Source organism: Nonomuraea sp. KM88 (assembly GCF_052245635.1).
In the GTDB taxonomy this organism is placed as follows: domain Bacteria; phylum Actinomycetota; class Actinomycetes; order Streptosporangiales; family Streptosporangiaceae; genus Nonomuraea.
On the sequence record NZ_JBQQCC010000022.1, the window covers coordinates 81,410 to 105,063 of the forward strand.

Annotated in this window: 20 protein-coding genes; 17 read left to right on the forward strand and 3 right to left on the reverse strand. The window is 71.6% G+C overall.

From position 1 onward, the window contains the following. Positions 1–28: 28 nt before the first annotated feature. Genes ACTWPV_RS42395 through ACTWPV_RS42405 form a run of 3 tightly spaced genes read left to right on the forward strand, consistent with a single transcriptional unit; the run spans position 29 to position 2,701 of the window. Positions 29–760, forward strand: a complete 732-nt coding sequence (locus ACTWPV_RS42395; protein WP_347649065.1) for a (Fe-S)-binding protein — start codon at positions 29–31, stop codon at positions 758–760. Continuing rightward, positions 757–2,157 carry a lactate utilization protein B gene (locus tag ACTWPV_RS42400; protein WP_443156115.1) on the forward strand — a complete coding sequence of 467 codons (1,401 nt, stop codon included), beginning with the start codon at positions 757–759 and terminating at the stop codon, positions 2,155–2,157. Before ACTWPV_RS42395 ends, ACTWPV_RS42400 begins: the two co-directional genes overlap by 4 nt. Continuing rightward, a complete protein-coding gene (locus ACTWPV_RS42405) occupies positions 2,144–2,701 on the forward strand; it encodes a LutC/YkgG family protein (RefSeq protein ID WP_443156116.1) in 558 nt (185 codons plus the stop codon). Before ACTWPV_RS42400 ends, ACTWPV_RS42405 begins: the two co-directional genes overlap by 14 nt. On the opposite strand, the gene ACTWPV_RS42410 is transcribed toward ACTWPV_RS42405, so the two are convergent. Both ACTWPV_RS42410 and ACTWPV_RS42415 read right to left on the reverse strand, forming a co-directional pair. Continuing rightward, complete coding sequence (locus tag ACTWPV_RS42410; protein WP_443156117.1) at positions 2,691–3,710, reverse strand: baeRF2 domain-containing protein; 1,020 nt, start codon at positions 3,708–3,710, stop codon at positions 2,691–2,693. The two genes, ACTWPV_RS42405 and ACTWPV_RS42410, sit on opposite strands and share 11 nt — an antisense overlap. 1 nt (position 3,711) lies before the next feature. After that, entirely contained in the window at positions 3,712–4,116 is a 405-nt protein-coding gene (locus ACTWPV_RS42415) for a DUF2795 domain-containing protein (RefSeq protein WP_443156118.1), read from the reverse strand. 77 nt (positions 4,117–4,193) lie between these two features. Here ACTWPV_RS42415 and ACTWPV_RS42420 point away from each other — a divergent pair, with 77 nt between their 5' ends. The 14 genes from ACTWPV_RS42420 (at position 4,194) to ACTWPV_RS42485 (ending at position 22,652) form a co-directional block, all read left to right on the forward strand. Then, complete coding sequence (locus tag ACTWPV_RS42420) at positions 4,194–5,273, forward strand: GNAT family N-acetyltransferase (protein ID WP_443156119.1); 1,080 nt, start codon at positions 4,194–4,196, stop codon at positions 5,271–5,273. An 81-nt stretch (positions 5,274–5,354) separates the two neighbouring features. Further along, a complete protein-coding gene (gene cbiE, locus ACTWPV_RS42425; RefSeq protein ID WP_443156120.1) occupies positions 5,355–6,530 on the forward strand; it encodes a precorrin-6y C5,15-methyltransferase (decarboxylating) subunit CbiE in 1,176 nt (391 codons plus the stop codon). 70 nt (positions 6,531–6,600) lie between these two features. Further along, on the forward strand, positions 6,601–7,446 hold the full coding sequence (locus ACTWPV_RS42430; RefSeq protein ID WP_443156121.1) for a sirohydrochlorin chelatase: 846 nt from the start codon (positions 6,601–6,603) through the stop codon (positions 7,444–7,446). Between the two features lie 96 nt (positions 7,447–7,542). Further along, positions 7,543–8,631 carry a nicotinate-nucleotide--dimethylbenzimidazole phosphoribosyltransferase gene (cobT, locus tag ACTWPV_RS42435; protein ID WP_347649057.1) on the forward strand — a complete coding sequence of 363 codons (1,089 nt, stop codon included), beginning with the start codon at positions 7,543–7,545 and terminating at the stop codon, positions 8,629–8,631. A gap of 17 nt (positions 8,632–8,648) precedes the next feature. Next, positions 8,649–9,662: an agmatinase gene (gene speB, locus ACTWPV_RS42440; protein ID WP_443156122.1), complete on the forward strand. Its 1,014-nt coding sequence runs from the start codon at positions 8,649–8,651 to the stop codon at positions 9,660–9,662. Between the two features lie 81 nt (positions 9,663–9,743). Then, on the forward strand, positions 9,744–10,976 hold the full coding sequence (cobA, locus tag ACTWPV_RS42445) for a uroporphyrinogen-III C-methyltransferase (RefSeq protein ID WP_443156123.1): 1,233 nt from the start codon (positions 9,744–9,746) through the stop codon (positions 10,974–10,976). 62 nt (positions 10,977–11,038) lie between these two features. Next, positions 11,039–13,861 (forward strand): dynamin family protein, encoded by a 2,823-nt coding sequence (locus tag ACTWPV_RS42450; RefSeq protein ID WP_443156124.1) that lies wholly within the window; start codon positions 11,039–11,041, stop codon positions 13,859–13,861. After that, entirely contained in the window at positions 13,858–15,483 is a 1,626-nt protein-coding gene (locus ACTWPV_RS42455; RefSeq protein WP_347649053.1) for a GTP-binding protein, read from the forward strand. Before ACTWPV_RS42450 ends, ACTWPV_RS42455 begins: the two co-directional genes overlap by 4 nt. Positions 15,484–15,620: 137 nt before the next feature. Continuing rightward, entirely contained in the window at positions 15,621–16,277 is a 657-nt protein-coding gene (locus ACTWPV_RS42460) for a single-stranded DNA-binding protein (RefSeq protein WP_347649052.1), read from the forward strand. 623 nt (positions 16,278–16,900) lie between these two features. Beyond that, entirely contained in the window at positions 16,901–18,100 is a 1,200-nt protein-coding gene (locus tag ACTWPV_RS42465; protein WP_347649051.1) for a GGDEF domain-containing protein, read from the forward strand. 211 nt (positions 18,101–18,311) lie between these two features. Continuing rightward, positions 18,312–19,976, forward strand: a complete 1,665-nt coding sequence (gene ettA / locus ACTWPV_RS42470) for an energy-dependent translational throttle protein EttA (RefSeq protein WP_347649050.1) — start codon at positions 18,312–18,314, stop codon at positions 19,974–19,976. A gap of 577 nt (positions 19,977–20,553) precedes the next feature. Further along, positions 20,554–21,066 carry a VOC family protein gene (locus ACTWPV_RS42475; protein WP_347649049.1) on the forward strand — a complete coding sequence of 171 codons (513 nt, stop codon included), beginning with the start codon at positions 20,554–20,556 and terminating at the stop codon, positions 21,064–21,066. 54 nt (positions 21,067–21,120) lie between these two features. Beyond that, a complete protein-coding gene (locus tag ACTWPV_RS42480) occupies positions 21,121–21,528 on the forward strand; it encodes a Zn-ribbon domain-containing OB-fold protein (RefSeq protein ID WP_347649048.1) in 408 nt (135 codons plus the stop codon). Beyond that, complete coding sequence (locus ACTWPV_RS42485; RefSeq protein WP_443156125.1) at positions 21,525–22,652, forward strand: thiolase C-terminal domain-containing protein; 1,128 nt, start codon at positions 21,525–21,527, stop codon at positions 22,650–22,652. Before ACTWPV_RS42480 ends, ACTWPV_RS42485 begins: the two co-directional genes overlap by 4 nt. 205 nt (positions 22,653–22,857) lie before the next feature. Here ACTWPV_RS42485 and ACTWPV_RS42490 read toward each other — a convergent pair whose 3' ends face one another. Next, entirely contained in the window at positions 22,858–23,652 is a 795-nt protein-coding gene (locus ACTWPV_RS42490) for an MFS transporter (protein WP_443156126.1), read from the reverse strand. Positions 23,653–23,654: the final 2 nt, after the last annotated feature.

Sequence of the window (23,654 nt, forward strand, 5' to 3'; positions counted from 1 at the left end):
GGTCGGACCATACCTCAGAGGGAGAGTTGTGCGAGTCGCTCTGTTCATCACATGCGTGAACGACACGCTCTTCCCCGGCACGGGCAAGGCCGTCGTGTCGCTCCTGCGCAGGCTCGGCTGCGACGTGGACTTCCCCGCCGCCCAGACCTGCTGCGGGCAGATGCACGTCAACACCGGCTACCGGGAGGAGGGCGTGCGGCTCGCGCGGCACTTCACTGAGGTCTTCGCCGGGTATGACGCGGTCGTGGCGCCGTCGGGGTCGTGCGCGGCCATGGTCCGCGAGCAGTACCCGAAGCTGGCCCGGCCGGGCAGCAGGGGAGCGGCGGCGATCGCCGAGGTCGCTCCGAAGGTGTACGAGCTGTCGGAGTTCCTGGTCGACGTTCTGAAGAAAGACGACGTTGGCGCATATTTCCCGCACCGGGTGACATATCACCCGACGTGTCACTCGCTCCGCGGGCTCCGCCTGGGCGACCGGCCGGCCAGGCTGCTGCGGAACGTCCGCGGGCTCGAGCTCGTGCCGCTGCCCGGCGCGGAGGAGTGCTGCGGCTTCGGCGGCACGTTCGCGGTCAAGAACCCGGCCGTCTCCGCCGCGATGGGCGCCGACAAGACCCGCAACATCCTGGACACGGGGGCCGAGGTGCTCTGCGCGGCGGACAACTCGTGCCTGATGCACATCGGCGGCACCCTCAGCCGCCAGAGGACCGGGGTCAGGACGATGCACCTGGCCGAGATCCTCGCATCGACAGAGGAGGCCCAATGAGTGCCACGTTCCTCGGCATGCCAGGAAATTTCCCGAAAAACGCCTCGCAGGCCGTACAAAACTCCCAGCTCCGCTACAACCTCCGCAAAGCCACCCACACCATCCGAGGCAAGCGCGCCGGCGTCGTCGCCGAACTGCCCGACTGGCAGGAGCTGCGCGCGGCCGGCAAGGCCATCAAGGACCACACCCTCCGCAACCTCGACCGCTACCTCGTCATGATGGAGGAGGCGGTGACCAGGGCGGGCGGCACCGTCCACTGGGCCAGGGACGCCGCCGAAGCCAACCGCATCGTCACCGGCCTGGTGCGGGCCACGGGCGAGCGCGAGGTCGTCAAGGTCAAGTCGATGGCCACCCAGGAAATCGGGCTCAACGAGGCGCTGGCCGAGCAGGGCATCGCGGCGTACGAGACCGACCTCGCCGAGCTGATCGTCCAGCTCGGCGACGACTTCCCCAGCCACATCCTGGTCCCCGCGATCCACCGCAACCGGTCGGAGATCCGGGAGATCTTCCTCGACAAGATGCCCGAGGTCCCGGAGAACCTCACCGACGACCCACCCGCGCTGACCGAGGCGGCCCGGCTTCACCTGCGCGAACGCTTTCTCAGGAGCAAGGTCGCCATCTCCGGCGCGAACTTCGTGGTGGCCGAGACCGGCACCCTCGTCGTGCTGGAGTCCGAGGGCAACGGCCGCATGTGCCTGACCCTTCCCGAGACGCTCATCAGCGTGGTAGGGATCGAGAAGCTCCTCCCCTCATGGCGGGATCTCGAGGTGTTCCTCCAGCTCCTTCCGAGAAGCTCCACAGGCGAGCGGATGAATCCCTACACGAGCATGTGGACGGGCGCCGTCGAAGGCCAGGACTTCCACCTGGTCCTGCTCGACAACGGCCGCACCGACGTGCTCGCCGACGAGGTGGGCCGCCAGGCCCTGCGCTGCATCCGCTGCTCGGCCTGCCTGAACGTCTGCCCGGTCTACGAGCGCGCGGGCGGCCACGCGTACGGCTCGGTCTACCCCGGCCCGATCGGCGCGATCCTCACCCCGCAGCTCAGGGGCATGTCGTCCGAGCTCGACGCCTCGCTGCCGTTCGCCTCCAGCCTCTGCGGGGCCTGCTACGACGTCTGCCCGGTCGCCATCGACATCCCGGAGGTCCTGGTGGACCTGCGCTCCAAGGCCCCTCACGCGGCCGCCGAGCGGGCGGGCATGAAGGTTGCCGGCTGGATACTCAACGACCACGTACGGCTCGCCGGGGCCCAGCGCGCGGCCACCCGCCTGCGCGGGCTGCTGCCGAAACGGCTGCCCGGGCCGGCGTCGGCGTGGACGGACACCCGGGATCTCCCCGAGATCCCGGCCGAGTCCTTCAGGGACTGGTGGAAGCGAGGAGGGCCGGATGAGCGCGCGTGACGAGATCCTCGCCAGGATCGGCCGGGCCGTGGCGGGCGCGGAGGACGTCGAGATCCCGCGCGGCTACCGCACGACCCAGCGGGTGGACGATCTCGTGGGGCTGTTCGCCGAGCGGGTCGACGACTACCGCGCGATCGTGCACGTCCTCCCCGAAGGCGACGTCCCCGGCAGGATCGACGAGCTCACCGGCGACCGGCGGATGATCGTCCCCGACGGCTTCGGCCGCGCGGGCGGCTGGTCCGACCTCGGCACGGCCGACGGCGTGATCACCGGCTGCGCCGTGGCCATCGCCGAGACGGGCACGATCGTCCTCGACCACGGCCCCGGGCAGGGAACGAGAGCGCAGACACTTGTCCCCGACTACCACCTGTGCGTGGTGCGGGCCGGCCAGATCGTGGCCGGCGTGCCGGAGGCCGTCGCCCGGCTCGACCCGTCGCGCCCGCTCACCTGGATCAGCGGCCCCTCGGCCACCAGCGACATCGAGCTCAACCGGGTCGAAGGCGTGCACGGCCCCAGAACGCTCGAAGTGATCATCAGTACCTGAGCACGGCGGCCACGTCGGCGACCGCGTCGGTGAACCACAGCTCCGCGTCCGTCATCGCGGCCGCCCTGACCAGCGCGGAGTCGGAGCGCTCCCGTACGGGCTCGGACACGCCCCAGCGCCGCAGCTCGTCCGGGTCGGTGGCGAGCTGGGTGCCGCCCTCGCCGATCCAGACCGGCTTCGGCAACTCACCGGGCGTGAGCACGGCCTGCACCCGGCCCTCGCGCAGGGCGTGCGCGACCCGCGCCATCCCGGTCGGCCCGCCCGTCTCCTGGTGACGTTCCAGCAGCTCGGCCCGCTTGCGGTCGAGCCAGCCGTCCAGCGCCCGCTCCACGTCCTCCTCGAACTGGCCGTGGTTGGAGCGGCTGCCGTGCTCGACCATCAGCACCCTGTCGGCGGTCTTGGTGCCGAGGTGCTGCAGCAGGTACGAGCGCGACTTGGCCTCGCCCGCCACCAGGATCAGCTCGGGACCGATGCGGCGCGCCTGCTCGTCGACCTCCTGCGCGACGGCCATGGCGTTCTTCTCCCAGGTCTCGTCCACCGCCCGCTCGTACCGCTTCTGCGACCAGCCGCCCTGGGAGGTCTTCTGCAGCGGCCACGAGGCCGCCTCCACGACAGTCTTGCGCGGCGACCCGGCGCCGAACACCGTCACCTCCGCCCCCGCGTGGTCCACGATCACCCGGATGTGCGGCACGTTCTCGCCGCGCCGCGCCAGCATGGGCGTGACGCACGGCAGCGGCGACCACAGGGCCAGCAGGTGAGGCGGCTCGGCCAGCGGCTCGGCCAGCACCACGTCCCCGTGGGCGGCGAACAGCGACCGCCCCGGCGTGGCCAGGCGTGCCTCCTCCTCCAGAGCGTCCAGCGTGGCCTTGCGGCTCTCGCCGTTCGGCTGCAGCCGGTCGCGCAGGCTGCGCCACTGGGCCTTGCGCTCGGGGATGGTGAGCGCGCCCAGGTAAACCGAGGCGTACGGGCCCTTCCGCTCGTACAGCGGGCGGATGAGGTCGAGCCGCACGTCACCACCTCCGCTTTTCCACGCCGAGCCCGAGCGCCTCCGCCACCTCCGCCACATTCGTGAAGCGGCGCTCCGGAAGGGAGTCCACCATGTCGGCCACCTGGTCCGGCGCGTCCACACGTGCGATGTGCCGAGCCAGGTCCTGTTTCGACGCGGGCCAGTGGGCGTCGCTCAGCCACTTGGCCAGATCGCTGCGGACGTCGACCCCCCGTTGCGTGATGCCCTCGGGGGTGCCTGGCTCGTGTCCTGGCGGGTACGACTGCGCCTCCTCGCCGGGAGCGGGCATGGCCTCGGGCTCCTTCCACTCCTCGGCGTGCGTCGTGCCACCGCCGCGGATCATGCCCTCGGTCTCGTGCTTCTGCTCTTCGTCCAGCCGGGGACCGTGCTTGTCGCTCCCACGTTCCATGGTTCTCTCACTCCTCTCAACTGCGCCCCTACCCCTGCTTTCGTGGGCAAACATCGCGAGTGTGTACCCTGCCGAGGGTGTTCGATCCCGACGTGAGCATCGCGACGGAACGGCTGACGCTGCGGCCGTTCGGCCTCCAGGACGCCGCGCGGATCCGTGCCATCGTCAAGCAACACGCCCGGTTCCTCCCGCCGGGCGCGCCCGACAGAGCTTCGGGCGTCCCCGCCTGGCTGGCCAGGGGCGTGCACGAGCTGCGCCGCTCGGGGCAGGGCATCCACCTGGCCATGATCGACGCCGAAGGGCTCGTCGTGGGCGCCATCAGCCTGTTCAAGACCTCGTGGAGCGCCGGCACGACCGAGGTCGGCTACGGGGTCCACCCGCTCTACCGCGGGCGCGGCCTCGCCACGGAGGCCGTACGCGCGCTGGTGGCCTGGACCTTCGAGGCCACCGCACTGCGCAGGATCGACCTGACCGCCGACATCGGCAACATCGCCTCGCTCCGCGTGGCCCAGAAAGCGGGCTTCACCTGGGAGGGCGTGCTGCGGGCCGCAGTGCTGGACGACGACGGCCCGCACGACCTCGTCATGTTCGGCCTGCTGCGCGAGGACCGCCGCGTCCCTTCCGACACCCTGCCCAGGACGGAGCTGCGCACGGAACGGTTGCTGCTCAGGCCGCCCGCCCCCGACGACGTCCCCGACCTGGCCGCCACGGCCGCCGACCCGGTCACCCAGGCCAGGACCGGCGTGCCGCGCGGCTACACCGAAGAGCACGCGCGGGAGTTCATCGACTTCTGCGAGCGCACCCGGATCAGGGGGGCGGGCATCGCCTGGACCGCGGTGGAGCAGGAGACCGGCCGCTACGCCGCGACCGTGGACCTCAGAGACGTCGACTGGTCCCACCGGACCGCGGAGATCGGCTACATGACCGCCCCCCGGGCGCGAGGCATGGGGTACGCGGGCGAGGCCGTGCTCGCGATCGCCCGCTGGCTGTTCGAGCGGCACGGCTTCAACCGGCTCCAGCTGCGCGTGGCCGTGCCGAACACCGCCTCCCAGCGCGTGGCGGAGAAGGCCGGCTTCGTCCGCGAGGGCGTCGCCCGCGCCTCGCTCGGCGGCGGCGACCTGGTGGTCTACAGCCTCATCCCGTCCGACCTGGCCTGAAGGCACACCGGACTTTCCCTTCCACCCTTTGTGAAACCACCCGGTAGCCGTCACCCTTGAGATGAGGGACGGTGAGGCGTGATGATCACGGTGGTCGGCTGGGACGGATCGGAGCTCTCCCCCAAGGCGGCGGAGAAACTGCGCGAGGCCCGGCTCGTCATAGGTCCCGACGCCATCCTGGGACAGCTCAAGCTCTCCGCGCCGGCCGTGCCCGACGGCTCGCTGCTGGAGACCCTCGACGACCATCTCGAACACGGCGAAGGGCCCGTGGTCGTGCTCGCGGAGGGCGATCCCGGCTTCTTCGGCGTCGTGCGCACCCTGCGGGCCCACGGCGCCAAGCCGGCCGTGCTGCCGGCGATGTCGCTGGTCACCCGCGCCTTCGCGTGCGCCGGGCTCAACTGGGAGGACGCGCTCGTCGTCGCCCCGTCCGGCCCTGCCGAGCTCGGCCGCGTCGTCAACGCCTGCCGCGCCCACCCGAAGGTGGCGCTGCTCGTGGCCCCCGGCGCCGGTCCCGGCGAGGTCGCCAGGGAACTGGCGCCCACCACGCCGCGCGCGCTCCTGGTGTGCGAGGACCTCGGCGGGCCCGACGAGCGCGTCACCCACAGCCGCATGGGGGAGGCCACGACCCGGCCGTGGAAGGACCCCGACGTGGTGCTCGTCGTCGACCCGCTCCACCAGCCCAAGGAGCCGAGCTGGGTCGCGGGGGCGCGGCCCGGGCCGGCCGAGTGGGCGCTGCCGTTCGAGAGCGCGCTGCCCGCGCAGGCCAGGGCGTACATCCTGGCCAAGCTCGGCCCCCGCCTCGGCGACCTGGTCTGGGACGTGGGCGCGGGCGCCGGCGAGATCGCCGTCGAGTGCGCCAGGCTGGGCGCGGCCGTCGTGGCCGTCGAACGCGACGAGGACTCGTGTGCCAGGCTCCGCGCCAACGTGCTCGAACACGGCGTAAAAGTGGCCCTGACCAGGGGACAGGCGCCGCCGGCGCTGGAGCCGCTGCCCGATCCCGACGCCGTCTACGTGGGCGGCGGCGGCCCCGACGTCATCGTCGCCTGCGCCGCCCGAGGCCCCCGCTCGCTCGTGTGCGTGGTCAGGAAGGTGGAGCAGGTGCCCGCCGTGCTCGGCCGCCTGCGCGAGCAGGGCTACCACGGAGAAGGCACCCAGATCCTGGCCTCGACACTCACCCACGACCCCGACGGATCCCACCACCTGACCGCCGCCGAGCCGGTTTTCGTCGTGCACGCGACACCCGCGCACACAACGTGACCTGTTCCCTACCGCTGTGCATCGGTTATCCTCGCGTGACTTTGTCTAGCGCACCGGAGAATCCCTCACAATGAAGCCGCCGCTCCTGCTGATCGGGCAGGGCTCACAGGATGACGCCTACGCCGCGGAGTTCGGCAGGTTCGTACACCGGCTCCGCTGCCGCCTCGACCAGACGGGCGCCGACGTCTCGGGCGGCTACCTCGAGCGCGCCACGCCCAGGCTGAGCGACTCCGTCGCCTCCCTGGTCGCCAGGGGGCACCACCGGCTCGTGGCGCTGCCGCTGAGCCTCAGCAGGATGAGCGACGACTTCCCCGCCGCGATGGCCCGCGAGCAGCAGCGCCACCCCACGCTGATGTACGACCACGGCCGTCCCCTCGGCCCCGACCCCCGCGTGCTCGCCCTGCTGGCCGAGCGGCTCAACGACGCCGCCACCGAGATCTCCAGGCCGCGCGCTCTCGAACTGGCGGGCGCCAGGCCGAGGCTGCGGGCCGTCGACTCGCTGCCCGCCGAGGAGCACCACGCGCACGTCGAGCCGGGTGACACCGCCGTCGTCCTGGTCGGCGAGGGCTCGACCGACGCGGCCGCCAACGCCGAGATCCACCGGGTCTCGCGGCTGTTCTGGGAGACGCACGCCTACGACTTCATGACGGTCGAGACCGCGTTCGTGTCCGTCACCCCGCCCGGGGTGCCCGGCGGGCTCGAGCGCTGCCGCCGCCTGGGGGCCAAGCGGGTGATCGTGGTGCCCTACCTGCTGTTCGCCGGCGGCCTGCTGGAGCGCGTGTGGGCGCAGGCGCTGGCGTACGGTGCGGGGCACCCCGATCTCGACATCCGCTGCGCCGAGGTGATCGGCGACTGTGAGACCCTGGCGGACGTCGTGATCGACCGGTACGAGGAAGCGCTCCAGCTCGTCCCGTGACCGCCGGTCCACCGCCCCTTGACAGAGGTTCACCCCCTCCAGCTCGTCCCGCTCCCGGAGGTCCACTCCAGCTCGTCCTCTGACCCGGAGGTTGCCGTGCTCGCAGAGACGCTCGCCGCGATCCGCCCCGCCGACCAGCGGGCACTCGCCGAGGCCCGCGCCCACCAGGACCGCCTCACCAAGCCGCGCGGCTCGCTCGGCGCGCTGGAGGACGTCGCGATCCGGCTCGCCGGCGCGGCGGGCGCCTGCCCGCCGCCCATGCCCGCACCCGCGGCGCTGGCCATCTTCGCCGCCGACCACGGCGTGCACGCCCGCGGCGTCTCCCCGTGGCCGCAGGAGGTCACGGTGCAGATGGTCGCCAACTTTCTCTCCGGAGGCGCGGTCGCCAACGCCTTCGCCGCCCAGGCGGGCGTACCGGTGACGGTGGTCGACGTCGGGGTCGCGGCCGACCTGCCCGACGCTCCCGACCTCGTCAAGCGCAAGATCGCGTACGGCACCGCGGACCTGTCCCGAGGGCCCGCGATGACCGTCGACCAGGCCGTCAGGGCGCTGGAGGCCGGCATCGTCGTGGCCAGGGGCCTGGTGGCCGAGGGCGCGCGCTGCCTGATCGCCGGCGACATGGGCATCGCCAACACCACGGCCTCGGCCGCCCTCGTCTCCGTCTTCACCGGCAAGGACCCTGCCGAGGTGACCGGCAGGGGCACCGGGATCGACGACGGGACCCACGAGCGCAAGGTCGCCATCGTCCGCGAGGCGCTGCACGTCAACGGCCTGTCGCACGGGGAGTCCCAGCCCGCCGCCGGCTCGTCGCCCAGCGAGGCGCTGCGGGCCCTCGCCGCCGTCGGCGGGTTCGAGCACGCCGCCATCGCGGGCTTCATCCTGTACGGCGCGGCGGCACGCGTGCCGGTGATCCTCGACGGCGTGATCGCGGGCGCGGGCGCCCTCGCGGCGGCCGCGCTCGACCCCGCCGCCACCGACCACTGCGTCGCCGGGCACCGCTCCGCCGAGCCCGGCCACGCCGCCACGCTCGACCACCTCCGCCTGCGCCCCCTGATAGACCTGGAGATGCGGCTCGGCGAGGGCACCGGCGCGCTGCTCGCGCATCCCATGATCTGCGCGGCCGTGCGGATGATGCACGACGTGGCCACGTTCGACGCTGCAGGGGTGACCGAGAAGCCCGTGTGACACCTGGAGGTGAGAGCTTGTCCCGCTACGGCCCCATGTACGGCCCCGACATCACGTTTCTCGGCGTCGACCGCTGCGACGTGGCCGATCCGGCGAGCTACGAAGGCGCCGACGTGGTGATCGTCGGCGCCCCGTTCGACGGGGGCACCTCCAACCGCCCCGGCGCCAGGTTCGGGCCGATGGCGCTGCGCCAGGCCTGCTATCTGCCGCACGACGGCTCCAGGCCCAGCCTGGCGCTGCGCGTCGACGCCCTGCGCGACCTGCGGGTGCTGGACGCGGGCGACGTCGAGTGTTACTCGGGCGACGTGGAGGGTTCGCTGGCCGCGATCGAGGAGGCGGTGCACCGCGTCGCCGCCTCCGGCGCCGTCCCGCTCGTGCTCGGCGGTGACCACACGGTCGCGCTGCCCGACGCCAGGGGCACCGCCAGGGCGTACGCGCCCGGCCGTACGTCGATGATCCACTTCGACGCCCACGCCGACACGGGGAACATCTCGTTCGGCCACCTGTACGGCCACGGCCAGCCGATGCGGCGCCTCATCGAGTCCGGCGCCATCAGGGGCGACAGGTTCCTGCAACTCGGGCTGCGCGGCTACTGGCCGGAGCCGGAGACGCTGGACTGGATGGCCGCCCGGAACATGCGTTCGTACGAGATGACCGAGATCGTCGCCCGCGGGCTCGAAGAGTGCCTCACGGAGTCGTTCCAGATCGCGCTCGACGGCTGCGACCAGATCTTCCTGTCCGTCGACATCGACGTGTGCGACCCGGGACACGCGCCCGGCACCGGCACGCCCGAGCCCGGCGGGCTGACGGCCAGGCAGGTCCTCGACGCGGTCCGCAGGATCTGTTACGAGCTGCCCGTGGCGGGGATGGAGGTGGTGGAGGTGGCGCCTCCGTACGACCACGCGGACATCACCGCCTACCTCGGTAACCGGGTTATCCTTGAGGCCTTGTCAGCGATGGCCAGACGCCGCAAGGACGATCAGGGCGGGCCGCGCTGGGATCCCCGTCAGCCGCTCCTTGACGGTCGTTAGCCCGCGCGCAGCACTTCGGCGCAGAGACAGCCGGTAGGTTTTACCTCCTAACACAACCTTCGCGAATGGGAGATTCCCCCCATGGGTCCCTACCTCCTCGGCCTGCGGCTTTCCGGCCGCCGGGTCCTCGTGGTGGGCGGCGGGCGCGTCGCGCAGCGGCGGGTCCCCGCGCTGCTGGAGGCCGGCGCGGAGGTCACCGTCGTGTCGCCGGGCGTGACCCCGGCCCTTGACGACCTCATCGCCGCGGGCAGGATCACCTGGCACGCCCGGCCCTACGAAGTCGGCGACTGCGACGGCGCCTGGCTCGTGCAGGCCTGCACCGACGACAGAGCGGTCAACACGGCCGTCGCCGCAGAGGCCGAGGCCAAGCGCGTGTGGTGCGTGCGAGCCGACGACAAGGACGCCTCCGCCGCCTGGACCCCGGCGACGGGCCGCGTCGACGAGATCAGCGTGGCCGTCACCGCGGGCGGCGATCCGCGCAGGGCCGCCGGCATCAGGGACGCCGTCGTCGGCGCGCTGCGCGACGGCACGGTCGACGCCCGGCGCAACCGCACCAAACCCGTCGGCGTCGCCCTGGTCGGCGGCGGGCCCGGAGACCCCGGCCTGATCACCGTGCGCGGCCGCCAGCTGCTGGCGCAGGCCGACGTGGTGGTGGCCGACCGGCTCGCGCCCCGCGCCCTGCTCGACGAGCTCGCCCCCGACGTCGAGCTGATCGACGCGGCCAAGGTCCCCTACGGCAGGGCGCTGTCCCAGGAGACGATCAGCGAGCTGCTGGTCGACCGCGCCCGGCAGGGCAAGTTCGTGGTCCGGCTCAAGGGCGGCGACCCGTTCGTGTTCGGGCGCGGCGGCGAGGAGATGATCGCCTGCGCCCACGCGGGCATCCCGGTGCTGGTGGTGCCGGGCATCACGAGCGCCGTCGCGGTCCCCGCCGCGGCAGGGGTGCCGGTCACGCATCGAGGCGTCAGCCAGGAGTTCCACGTGATCTCCGTGCACGTGGCGCCCGACGATCCCAGGTCCACCGTCGACTGGCCCGCGATGGCCCGTTCCCAGGGCACTCTGGTGCTGCTGATGGCCGTCGAGCGGCTCGCGAAGGTGGCCGAGGCACTCGTTCGAGACGGACGTGCCCCGGAGACTCCCGCAATGGTGGTGCAGGACGGTACCCTTCCGACCCAGCGGGCGGTCACCGCTTCGCTTTCCACCGTGGCCGACCGCGTGTCCGCGGCTGGGATCCGCCCGCCGGCGATCGTCGTCGTCGGTGACGTCGTGAGGGTCGGCCAGGAGGTCGAGATGGTTCGAGCGGAGCGCCTGCCGTGAACACGGCCATGGATGACGGGCGGCAAGGGTCACGCGGGGAGCAGACGATGAGCTTCCGCCCGGTGACTGACGATGACCTCGACGAGGTCCGGGACGACAGTGCCCCGGAGAGGGCACGAGAGGAGCCGGAGGCGGTGGACAGACGCGCACGTGAGCCGTCGGCCTCGCAGAAGCCTGCGGCGGCCGAGAATCCTTCCATTGCGCTCGAGCCCGCCGAGGAGCCGTCAGGGCAGTCCCTGTTCGAGAAGCCCGCCGCCCTGCGCGCCCCTTCGGTTCCCGACGACTCCGGCGCCGCCGAGCGCCCCTCCCTCTTCGTCAAGCCCGCCTCACTCGGCGGCCCGGGCCCGCGCAAGACCTCCCATGACGGCCCTTCCAGCCGCGGACCTGCCGCCCGCGAAGAGCAGCCCGCGGACGAGGGGTCTCCCGCCGCCGGCGGCCTGTTCACTCGTCAGCCCGCCGCCCGTCCCGGGTCTGGCGCCGGTTCCGGCTCCCAGCCGGGCTCCGGGCAGGGAGCCCGTTCCGGGTCTGGCGCCGGTTCCGTGCCCGCTGACCGTTCCGGATCTGGCGCCGGCTCCGGGCTGGAGGCCGGAGCCGAGCCGGGATCCGGACCCGCGGCGCAGGACACGCCACCCGCCGGCCCCAGCCTCTTCGCGCGCAGGCCCGCCGTCCGGGGCAGACCGGGAGCAGGGGATACGCCCCCCGCACGCGCTGCCGCCGGTGACACGGAGGCGGAGGGGCCGGGCGGCGAGAGCTCCGGTGCGCCGCTTCCCGGCGAGGGCGCCACTGCCGGCCGGTCGTCAGGCAAACGTTCCCCCGGCAAGCGTTCACCCAGCGGACGGCGGCCCGGCAAGCGGACCACCGGTGGGCGATCGTCGAATGAGCCGCACTCCAGCGAATCGCCGGCCGACGAGCCGGAGGCGGTCGACGTGCCCGCGGAGCCCGGCGGCTCGGTGGCGGGTGACGACCCGGGGGCGGTCGACGTGCCCGCGGGTGACGGCGTACCAGGAACGAGTGGCGAGCCAGGAGCGGCCGGCAAGCCGGAGCCGGCCGCTGGGGCGGCGGCGGTCGGTGAGGCGGGGTCGCGCGGCGATGCCGGGACCGTAGGCGATGTCGCCACCGGCAGCAGGGGCGAGGAGATCGTCGACGCTAGGGCCGGCGGCGAGTCCGGCGCCGGCGGTGACGGCGAGGCGGTCAGTGAGGCCGAGCAGGCCGGCGATCAGGACGCGGGCGGGCAGGCGGAGGAGTTGCCGGCGGAGGCGGCCGAGGCGCTCACGAACGCGCTCGACACCCTCCGCGAGAGCGTCGCCGACCTGCACTTCGGGCTCGATCTGCCAGGCGTGGACGAGGCCAGGCAGGCCCAGGCCGATCTGCTGGCCCAGCTCGAGGGCTACGTGCTGCCCCGGGTCAGGACCAGCGCCGCTCCCGCGCTCATCGTGGTCGCGGGTTCGACAGGCGCAGGCAAGTCCACCCTGGTCAACACGCTCGCCGAGAAGACCGTCTCGCGCACCGGCGTACGCCGCCCGACCACCGGCACCCCCGTCCTGGCCTGCCACCCGGACGACCGCGCGTGGTTCGCGGAGGGCGAGTTGCTCGGCGACCTGCAGCGTCTCGACGCGCCCACGCCCGACGCCGGGCCGGGCAGCCTGGTCGTCGTCTCGACCGAGAAGCTCCCTCAGGGCGTCGCGCTGCTCGACACCCCCGACATCGACTCGGTCGTGGAGGAGCACCACGACATCGCGCACCGCATGCTCGACGCCGCCGACCTGTGGATCTTCGTGACCACGGCGGCCCGCTACGCCGACGCCCCGGCCTGGAATCTGCTGCGCCTGGCCAAGGAGCGAGGCGCCCGGCTCGCCATCGTGCTGTCGCGCGTGCAGCCCCGGTCCGCCGACGTCGTGCTCAAGCACTTCGTCCGCATGCTCACCGAATACGGCATGGGCGACATCGACAGGTTCGTCATCAACGAGGCGAAGGTGGCTGACGGCAGGTTGCCCGACAGCGAGGTCACCGAGCTGCGGCTCTGGCTGGCCGAGCTCTCCGTCGACGAGGATCGCCGGGCGCAGGCTGTACGCGAGACGCTCAACGGCGTGCTGGACAGCTTCCGCACCCGCGTACCCGCGCTGGCCAAGCATCTGGAGGGGCAGGTCGCGTTCAGGACCGAGCTGCGCAGCGACGTGGAGGCGGCCTTCCGCGGCGCGTTGACGGAGATCGACAAGGCGTACAAGAACGGCTCGCTGCTGCACGGCGAGGTGCTGGCACGATGGCAGGACTTCGCCGGTTCCGGCGACCTCATGCGCTCGCTGCAGCTGCGCAGGCGCGGAAAGGCGGCCAAGCAGGCGCCCGAGCGCGTGCTGGCGTTCAAGGCGGCGATCCGCACGGGCCTCGAGTCAGTGATCGTCGCCGCCGCCCACCGGGCCTCCGAGGAGGTGGTGGCGCGATGGCGGCACCGCTCTGAGCTGGGCGCCAAGATCTCGGAGGGCCTCGACAGCCCTTCTGACAACCTCATCCGCCACACGGGCCGCGCCATCGCCTCCTGGCAGGACCACCTGGGCGAGCTCGTACGCACGGAGGGTGTGGCCAAGCGGTCGGTGTCGAAGCTGGTCTCGTTCGACCCCGACTCGCTCGCCCTGATCTTCATGGTCGCGATGTTCAGCGGGAGCAACGGCGAGGGCGTGCCGCATCGGCTGGTCAACGCCCTGCTCGGTGCCGAGTCCCTGCGCGGCATCGGCGCGAAGGCGCTCAGCGACCTGCGCACCAGGATCAGCATGCTGTTCGACGAGGAAGCCATGCGTTACGTGAAAGCGCTCGACTCCGCGGGCATCCCCGACGAGTCCGTCGCAACCCGCCTTTACCAGGCAACGTACAACCTCGAGGTCGCTCGATGACCACCACCACGACCACCAGGCCGGGGCTCGCTCCGCGGTTGACCGCGCTCACCAAGGTGGTGGAGCTGGGCCCGGGGCGGCTGGACAAGAAGCTGCTCGACGAGGCGAGCGGGGTGCTGGTGCGAGCCGGAGACCGGCTCAAGCTGTCGTCCGAGCACACCGTCGTCGCCCTCGCGGGCGGCACGGGCAGCGGCAAGTCGTCGCTGTTCAACGCGATCTCCGGGCTTGAGCTTTCGCCCACCGGCGTACGCCGGCCGACCACCGCACGTACCCACGCCTGCGTGTGGGGGCTGGAGGGCGCCGGGCCGCTGCTCGACTGGCTGCAGATCCAGTGGCGGCACCGCTTCTCCCGCGCCAGCGCCCTCGACAAGGGCGACAGCCAGCTGCACGGGCTCATCCTGCTCGACCTGCCCGACCATGACTCCATCAGGGCGCTCACCGACACCGAGGCCGACCGGCTGATCGGGCTGGCCGACCTCGTGGTGTGGGTGCTCGATCCGCAGAAATACGCCGACGCCTCCACGCACCGGCGCTACGTCACGGACCTGGCGGGGCACGACGCGGTCACCGTGTTCGCGCTCAACCAGGCCGACCGGCTCACCACCGAAGAGCTGGCCGAGCTGGTCATCGACCTCAACGACCTGCTGCGCCGCGAAGGCGTCGACCACCCCAGCGTCGTCCCCACCTCGGCGGTCACCGGGCGGGGCATCGAAAGCCTCAAGAGCGTCATAGCGACCGCCGTCTCCCGGCGGCGCGCCGCCATCCAGAAGCTCGAGGCCGACCTGCACCGCCTGGAGCAGCGCCTCGGCGAGGCCATGCCGCTCGGCGAGGCGCTCTCCGCGCCGTCGTCGGTCGACGAGGCCCGCCGGATGGGGCTGACCGACGCGCTCTGCGACGCCGTGGGCGTGCCCGCGGTGGGCGAGGCGCTGGAGAACGTCTACGCCGAGCGGTCCGGCCAGTGGGTCGGGTGGCCGTACCCTCGGTGGTTCGCGAAGCTGCGCCCCGATCCGCTGAAGGCCCTGCGCCTGGAGGACGTGAGCGCGGAGATCCGCGGCATCACGACCGGTTCCGTGAGCGCCCAGTCCGCCGAGGTCGCCAACGCCGTGCAGGCGCTCGCCGACGGGCTCTCCGCCGGCATGCATCCGGTGTGGCGCTCCGCGGTGCACCAGGCCGCCAGGTCGCGCTCCGGCCAGCTCCCGCAGGCGCTGACCGAGGACCTCACGGAGGTGGCGCCGCAGCTCGACCGGATACCTGGCTGGTGGCGCGCGCTCAAGGTGTGGCAGTACACCCTGGTGGGGGTGTTCGTGGCCGGGGTGGTCTGGCTGGTGGCCGGGCTGCTCATGCCGGGACAGCTGCCTCCGCAGCTGGAGTTGCTCGGCGAGGGCGGGGCGCTGCCCTGGGTGGGGCTGATGATGGCCTCGGTGCTGGGGCTGGGGGCGCTGTCGGGCATCGCCGCACGCAACTTCGTCGAGCTGGGCGCCTCCCGGGAGCGTGAGCGGCTGGAGCGGGAGATGAGGCGCAGGGTGGCCGCCGTGTCCGCGACGATGGTGGTGGAGCCGGTCGAGCGGGAGCTGGGCCGCCATCACTCCTTCTTCACCGCGTTGCGGGACCTGTCGGTCTGACCCTCCGTCCACAGGCTCTCCGGCCGCCCTTCCCTCCGTCCACAGAACCGCGTTCCGTACGCCGCCGCCATGCCTCCCCGCGGCACGCTGGGCCACAGATCGCGGGCACCCGGCCCGCCAGATGGGGAGGCACAGGGATGAATGACATCTACGTCACGCTGACCGGAAACGTCGCAGCAGAGCCGAGGCAATACAGCTTCGACGAAGGCACCAAGGTCACCTCGTTGCGGGTGCTCACCTCACACCGCTACTTCGACAGGAAGACGGGCCAGTGGACAGACGGTGAGAAGGTCTGCTTCACGGTTCGCTGCTGGCGCGCCCTGGGAGACAACGTCGCAGCCTCCATCCGCGCCGGCCAGCCCGTGGTGGTGTCGGGCAAGCTGCGCATCCGCGAGTTCGGCGCGGAGGGCGACCGGCGCTTCGTGCCCGAGATCGAGGCCAGCGCGGTCGGACACGACCTGCGCTGGGGCACCGGCGTCTTCGCCAAGCCCGAGCGCGGCGGCGGGCTCGGCTCGATGAGCAAGGAGATGCGCGAGCGCCTGGACGAGGAGACCAGCGACTGGGCCATGGGCTCGCGTCCCTTCCGGGCCCTGTCCCGCCCCGAGCCCACCCCGGCAACCGACACTCCCGGCGCCGTCACTCCGTCGAAGGGCGACACCGCCGGAGTTTCCGCCCGGTCGAAGGGCGACACCGTTCGCATCCTCGGGGCCGAAGCCGACCGGTCCGTCACCGGAGACGGGCGCTCTGACGACGAGGAGCACCAGGTGAAGTTGGAGGACCGCGTGGCTGCGTAGGCCCGCGCGCAGAGGGTCGCGCAGGGGGCATCGGCGCCGCCCGATGCCCCCTGTCCGGCACACCCGGCGCCGCCGAGCCCGGTGTTCAGGGTTGCCGGTGGGCCGGTGCGGAGGGTGTCTCCGAGGGCCGCGCACCGATGGTGGGCCCGGGATGGCGGGGATGCGGGGTGTCGCTGGGAGGCCGGTCGGGGCTTTCCGCATGTTGCGGGGACGGCGAGGAGGAGATGGATCACACGCTGGGAGAGCAGGCAGGCAGGCGTGGCTTGAGCGGAGGGGGAGGGGGCACCGGCGTGGCCCGAACTGGCACCCCGAGGGCGGCCGATGGAGTGTAGCTCTGATCAGGTGGCTAAGGCACCTGATAGGTCCAGGTCACGCCCCGCACCATGGCTGCTCCTTTCCAGCGCGGCTCCACAACACCGCCCGCTCGTGGACTGAGCGGGAGTGGGTCCATATCAACGTATCGGTTCCCATCGCGCAACGCACACTCCGCAATTATTGTGTTACACATCGTTAGTTAGGGAGGAGATGCGATGGCGGCTACCGGTCACGCCTCGATCAAGTCTCATGACGGTGTGTCAACACTCGCTGGTCGATGGCCGTTGCTTGGGCAACGCCGCCCGCTTGTGATCTATCTGTGCGCGATCGTCGGTCTCGATCTCGTCGCGATGGTGGTGCTCGGAGCGTCCACCTCGTTGCGGTGGCGGGATCTGCTGATGTTCTGCGCCCTCATGGGGTGCGGCGCGGTGTGCATCGAGGCGACCAGGCGTCTCGGCATGCCCGCCGGAGTCGCGCGAGACCTGCTGTCCGCCTGGTGGCTGCCCGTGGCGCTGCTGCTGCCGCCGGTCTACGCACTCTTCTCGCCGATCGTGCTGCAGATCCTGCTGCAGGTGCGCGTGAAGGCGACGGTGCTCTATCGGCGGGTGTTCAGCTCGGCCGCCATCGGCCTGGCAGGGTGTATGGCCTCCCTGGCTTTCCACCATGTCGTCGACGACCCGTGGGCGCTGTCGCAGGGCGACGGCGGGCCGATCTTCCACGCGGTGGCGGCGGCCGCGCTCTTCTCGCTGCTCAACATCTCCCTGATCGCGATCGCCGCGCACACCGCCGACCCCGAGACACCCTGGCGCGAGGTGTTGTGGAACAAGGAGAGCCTGCTGCTCGACATCGTCGAGCTCTGCCTGGGCGTCACGGTGTCGATCGGCTGCGGCGTCAACCCGGTGCTGCTGCTCCTCGCGCTGCCGCCGGTGGTGCTGCTCCAGCGCAGTCTCCTGCACGCCCAGCTGCAGGCAGCCGCCCGCACCGACGCCAAGACCGGTCTGCTCAACGCGGCCGCCTGGCAGCGCGAGGCCGACACCGAGATCGTCCGGGCGCGCCGCACCGGCGACACACTGGCGCTTCTGATCATCGACATCGACCATTTCAAACGTGTCAACGACGCCCATGGCCACCTGGTGGGCGATCAGGTGCTGGTGGGTGTGGCGGCCACGCTCCGCAGCCAGCTGCGCGACTACGACGTGGTGGGCAGGTTCGGCGGTGAGGAGTTCGTCGTGCTCCTGCCCGGGGCCGACATCCACGAGGCGCGCCGGGTCGCCGAGCGCCTGCGCACCCGCACCGGCCACATGGCCGTCCCCGCCGACGACACCCTGATCAGAGTCACCGTCTCGGTCGGCGTCGCGTTGATGAGCGTGCACGGCGACGACCTGATCGAGCTGCTGGCCGCCGCCGACCTGGCCCTCTACCGCGCCAAGGAGCTCGGTCGTGACCGCGTCTGCGTTCCTGTCGTCCAGCCGCCCCCACGACCGCTCCCCGACGACCCCGCTTCCTGACCGACCCTCCCTTGCCCGTCCCGGCTCCGGCGACGATGTCCGCGCGCTTCCATGGCACGTCCCGGATCGGCGCTCCAGCGGGTCGGCCCCCCGGCCCCGCACGGACGGCCTGGCTGTTCCGGCGGCCGTACATCTGCCTGGAGCGCGTCCGGTCGGAGGCCGACGGAGGGAGCGGCGGAAGCCTGGGCCAGGAGCCCCTAAGCTAGAGAGCATGCCGGAGTACATCTACACGCTGCAGCGCGTGCGCAAGGCGCACGGCGACAAGGTTGTCCTTGACGACGTCACCCTGTCGTTCCTGCCCGGAGCCAAGATCGGTGTCCTGGGGCCGAACGGCACCGGGAAGTCGACGCTGCTCCGGATGATGGCCGGCCTGGAGCAGCCGTCCAACGGCGAGGCGAAGCTCATGCCCGGCTTCTCGGTGGGCATGCTCCAGCAGGAGCCCCCGCTCAACGAGGAGAAGACCGTCCTCGGCAACGTGCAGGAGGGCGTCGCGGAGACGATGGCGATGCTCCAGCGCTACAACGAAATCGCCGAGCAGATGGCCACCGACTACAGCGACGAGCTGCTGGAGGAGATGGGCAAGCTCCAGGACCAGTTGGAGCACCGCAACGCCTGGGATCTCGACAGCCAGCTCGAGCAGGCGATGGACGCCCTGCGCTGCCCGCCGCCCGACGCCGACGTGACCAAGCTGTCCGGTGGTGAGCGCCGCCGGGTCGCGCTGTGCAAGCTGCTGCTCGAGGCGCCCGACCTGCTGCTGCTCGACGAGCCCACCAACCACCTCGACGCCGAGAGCGTGCAGTGGCTGGAGCAGCACCTGGAGAAATACGCGGGCACCGTGCTGTCCGTCACCCACGACCGCTACTTCCTCGACAACGTCGCCGGCTGGATCCTCGAGCTCGACCGGGGCCGTCCCTTCATCTACGAAGGCAACTACTCCACCTACCTGGAGGCCAAGGCCCAGCGGCTCAAGGTCGAAGGGCAGAAGGACATCAAGCGCAAGAAGCGACTGGAAGGCGAGCTGGAGTGGGTGCGCTCCAACCCGAAGGCCCGCCAGACCAAGAGCAAGGCCCGCCTCCAGCGCTACGAAGAGATGGCGGCCGAGGCCGACAAGCACCGCAAGCTCGACTTCGACGAGATCCAGATCCCGCCGGGCCCGCGCCTCGGCACCACGGTGATCAAGGCCGACGACCTCACCAAGGGATTCGGCGACCGCCTGCTGATGGAGAAGCTCACGTTCGACCTGCCCCGCAACGGCATCGTCGGCGTCATCGGCCCCAACGGCGTCGGCAAGACCACGCTGTTCCGCATGATCACGGGCTCGGAGACGCCTGACAGCGGCTCCATCGTGGTCGGAGACACCGTCAAGATCTCCTACGCCGACCAGACGCGCGGTGGCATCGACCCCGGCAAGAACGTGTGGGAGGTCGTCTCCGACGGGCTCGACCACATCAAGGTCGGCAACGTGGAGATGCCGTCGAGGGCCTACATCGCGGCCTTCGGCTTCAAGGGGCCCGACCAGCAGAAGAAGGCGGGGGTGCTGTCGGGCGGCGAGCGCAACCGGCTCAACCTGGCGCTCACCCTCAAGCAGGGCGGAAACGTGCTGCTGCTCGACGAGCCCACCAACGACCTCGACACGGAGACGCTGTCGTCGCTGGAGAACGCGCTGCTCGAATTCCCGGGCTGCGCGGTGATCACCTCGCACGACAGGTGGTTCCTCGACCGCATCGCCACCCACATCCTGGCGTGGGAGGAGGGCTCGAACTGGTTCTGGTTCGAGGGCAACTTCGCCGACTACGAGAAGAACAAGGTCGAGCGGCTAGGCGCCGACGCCGCCCGTCCCCACCGTGTCACCTACCGGAAGCTGCACCGAGAGTGATCCGCCTGACGGTGGATCTGTAAGGCGGGATCGGTCCGTATCGGGATCGGTCCCGGAGAAGAGCTTCGTCTTTACGGCACAGCCAGGGTCACGCCATCCGCCGACCGTGGCTGGTGGCGTCCAGGGTGACGCCCGCTGACCCGCACACCGGGCCCGCCGTTACGGCGGGCCCGTCGGCCGTCTGGGTGGTGACACGGCATGGGCCCGGGCGCGTTCGTGGGCATGTGCCGTCCGTGTTGTGCGCGTACGACCACCCAAGGGGAGCGCCGTGCGGCGCGCGCACTCACGGGTGAGAGCCGTGCGACCCTTCGGGCGAGCCGCTGAGCGCTGCGCCGGACGAGTCGCCGGGCGCTGGATCGATCGGTCACCCCGGGGTCGGCGGACACGCTTTCCGGCCGGACGAGACGGCGAGGCACGTGGTGAGCGGGACGGACGTGCTCGTGTCGGCGCCCGCCTGTCGAGTGGTAGCCGGCTCCGGAGATCCCCGGTGGTGATGGTGTCGGACGTCCGTCAGGGCGGTGCGAACCGCGGCCGCTAGAATCGGATTCTAGGATCGCCCCCACCCAAGGAGCCCGCGTTGGATCTCGAACTCGACGGCCTCGACGTGTCCTTCGACCACACCGCCGTGGCCGCTCCCCGGATCAGGGATCTGCTGCCGATCTACCGCGATCTGCTGGGCGGCCGGCACCTGGGCGGAGGTGGCGACCACCGGATCGCCGGCTACCGCACGCTGCAACTCACGTACGCGAACGGCGGCAAGGTCGAGCTCATGGAGCCCTTGTCGGGCTCGACGTTCTTCGACAGCTTCTTCGAGCTCACCAGAGGCAGGGGCGGCGTTCACCATCTGAACTTCCATGTCCATGACCTGGACGAGGCGGTTGCCAGGCTGACCGCCCGCGGCTACCGGCTGCACGGCCTCAACACGGCTGACCCGCGCTGGCGTGAGGTGTTCCTGCACCCGAAGGAGGCGCATGGGGTGCTGATCCAGCTCGCCCAGCCGGGGCCGCGCCTTCCCGGCGACACCCGTCCGACGCTCGACGAGGTGCTGTCGGGCCGGGGCAGGGACGGCGACGGCGTACCGAGCCCTTGAAGGGCTGCCCGATCTGGATTTAGAGTGAAATTCTAGAACCAGATGGGGGAGCCGATGAAGCCGGTACCCAAGCCCACGCCCGAGACCCAGCCGTTCTGGGACGGCACGGCCGCGGGCGAGCTCAGGATCCAGCGTTGCCAGACGTGCGCGCGACACTACTTCTATCCGCGGCCGAGCTGCCCCCACTGCGGCGGAGACCAGGTCGAGTGGGTACGCGCCAGCGGCCGCGCGACCCTTTACTCGTACGTGATCAATCATCGGCCCGCCCCCGGCTTCGAGGACGATGCCCCGTACACGATCGCGGTGGTCGAGCTGGAGGAGGGCGTGCGCATGATGAGCAACATCGTGGGCGTCCCCAGCACCCCCGAGAACCTGCCGCTCGACATGGAGTTGCGGGTGGTGTTCGAGCAGCGGGGGGACGTGCACGTGCCCCTCTTCGAGCCCGCCGCGGGCCGCAGATGACCGTCGTGATCGCGGGCGCCGCCGAGACCGATGCGCTGGGCCGCCTTCCCGGCCACTCGACCATGCGGCTCCACCTGGAGGCCGCGAGGAACGCGCTCGCCGACGCGCGCATGACGAAGGACGACATAGACGGCATCGCCACGGTCGGGACCCCGGGTCCGATCCAGATCGCCCACGCCCTGGGCATCACGCCCGCCTGGCTGGACGGCACGGGTGTGGGCGGCTCGTCGTTCCTCTTCCACGTACGCCACGCCGCCGCCGCGATCCGCGCCGGCCTGTGCCGGACGGTGCTGATCACCCATGGCGAGTCCGGCAGGTCACGGGTGGGAGCGGGCCGTTACGGAATGGGCCCCGACTCGCTGATCGGCCAGTTCGAGCTGCCGTACGGGGTGGTGGGCCCGCCGACGTCGTTCACGATCACGGCCCTGCGCCACATGAAGGAGACCGGCCTGACGCACGAGCAGCTGGCGGAGGTCGCCGTGGCCCAGCGCAGGTGGGCCCATCTCAACCCGCGCGCCCTCCACCGCGACCTGATCACGGTGGACGACGTGCTCGCGTCGAGGATGGTGGCGTACCCGTTCCACCTCCTGGAGTGCTGCCTGGTGACGGACGGCGGCGGCGCCCTGATCGTCACGTCGGAGGAGCTGTCCTGCCGGCCGCCGGTCTACCTGCTGGGTTCGGGGGAGTCGGCGGAGTCCCCGATCATCTCGCAGATGGAGGACTTCACCACGTCGAAGGCGTTCCGGCTCTCGGGCGAGGCGGCCTTCGCCGAGGCCAGGATCGGCCATGACGACGTGGACCACCTCATGGTGTACGACGCGTTCGCCCACGTGCCGATCTACGGCCTGGAGGACCTGGGGTTCGTCGGCAGGGGAGAGGCCGGCGCCTTCATCGCCGAGGGCCACACGTCACCGGGCGGCCGCCTCCCCCTGAACACGAACGGCGGCGGCCTGTCGTACACGCACACGGGGATGTACGGCATGTTCGCCATCCAGGAGTCGGTGCGGCAACTGCGCGGTGAGGCGGCGGCCCAGGTGCCGGGGGTGGAGGTCGGTGTGGTGCTGGGGAACGGCGGCATGTTCGCCTCGGCCGCCACCCTGGTCCTCGCCAACCGCCTTCCCTGACCCCGCAGCCCTCGCCGACCGCCCGGACCCCTGCTGACCCCGCTCCGGTCCTCGCCGAGCGTGCGGCCTCCCTGATCCGCTGGGTCCTCGCCGAGTGTGGCCTACCCCGGCCTGGCTTGGTGCGTCGTCGACCATCTCCTGTGCCCCCACCGGCCCTTGCCCCACATCCCGGTCCCAGCAGCGATAGGCGGTGTCACGGCGACCCTCAACCCTGGCGCGGCCCGCGACGGGAGATCATCCGGTCGGTGAGGACGGCCGGCACGACGGCCGCCGCCAGGGCCGCGCCGATCCACGTGACGGAGGTGATGCCCGCGCCGGCGTTGAGCGCCGCCCCGGCGAGCGCGGGGACGAGGCTGATGCCGAGCTGGAACGCGGAGACGGTGGTGGCCCCGGCAAGCGTCGGGGCGTCGGACGCGATGGCGAACACCCGCGCGTAGATGGCCGGGTTGAGGACGAAACCTGCGATCCCGAGGAGCAGGACGAGGGGGATGACGGCCGGCGTGTGCCGCGCGAGGACCCCGAGCAGGACGGAGGCGGCCAGGATGCCGATCGCCCCGATGAGCAGTGCGCGCGTGGGCCACCGATCGGCGATCCGGCCTCCGACGGTCAGACCGATGAAGGCGCCCACGCCGAACAGCGCGAGCACCGCGGGGACCCAGACCCCGGGAATGCCGGTGACCTCGGTCAGGAACGCCGCGAGGTAGTTGAACGAGATCATGTAGGCGGCCGTGCTCAGCACGGTGGCGGCGTATACCACCCACGGTTGCGGCTGTCGCATGGTGCGAAGCTCGCGTTCGACGCTGGGCTCCTTGGCCGCGGCCGTCGCGGGCAGCGTCAGAAGGGTCAGTACGGCCCCGGCCGCGGTGAGGGCCGCCACGCCCCAGAATCCGCCCCGCCACCCCGTGAGGTAGCTGAGCGACGCGCCCGCCGGGCCACCGGCGATCATCGCGAGGCCGCACTGGTTCGGCCCCGCGGGTGAGTCTTCGGTGGAGGTGCTCACCC

Excerpts from the sequence above, each read along its gene's own strand:
- ACTWPV_RS42400 (WP_443156115.1), top strand. The coding sequence starts at position 757 with ATGAGTGCCACGTTCCTCGGCATGCCAGGAAATTTCCCGAAAAACGCC.
- ACTWPV_RS42405 (WP_443156116.1), top strand. The coding sequence starts at position 2,144 with ATGAGCGCGCGTGACGAGATCCTCGCCAGGATCGGCCGGGCCGTGGCG.
- ACTWPV_RS42415 (WP_443156118.1), bottom strand. The coding sequence starts at position 4,116 with ATGGAACGTGGGAGCGACAAGCACGGTCCCCGGCTGGACGAAGAGCAG.
- cbiE (WP_443156120.1), top strand. The coding sequence starts at position 5,355 with ATGATCACGGTGGTCGGCTGGGACGGATCGGAGCTCTCCCCCAAGGCG.
- ACTWPV_RS42430 (WP_443156121.1), top strand. The coding sequence starts at position 6,601 with ATGAAGCCGCCGCTCCTGCTGATCGGGCAGGGCTCACAGGATGACGCC.
- cobA (WP_443156123.1), top strand. The coding sequence starts at position 9,744 with ATGGGTCCCTACCTCCTCGGCCTGCGGCTTTCCGGCCGCCGGGTCCTC.
- ACTWPV_RS42455 (WP_347649053.1), top strand. The coding sequence starts at position 13,858 with ATGACCACCACCACGACCACCAGGCCGGGGCTCGCTCCGCGGTTGACC.
- ACTWPV_RS42460 (WP_347649052.1), top strand. The coding sequence starts at position 15,621 with ATGAATGACATCTACGTCACGCTGACCGGAAACGTCGCAGCAGAGCCG.
- ettA (WP_347649050.1), top strand. The coding sequence starts at position 18,312 with ATGCCGGAGTACATCTACACGCTGCAGCGCGTGCGCAAGGCGCACGGC.
- ACTWPV_RS42480 (WP_347649048.1), top strand. The coding sequence starts at position 21,121 with ATGAAGCCGGTACCCAAGCCCACGCCCGAGACCCAGCCGTTCTGGGAC.
- ACTWPV_RS42485 (WP_443156125.1), top strand. The coding sequence starts at position 21,525 with ATGACCGTCGTGATCGCGGGCGCCGCCGAGACCGATGCGCTGGGCCGC.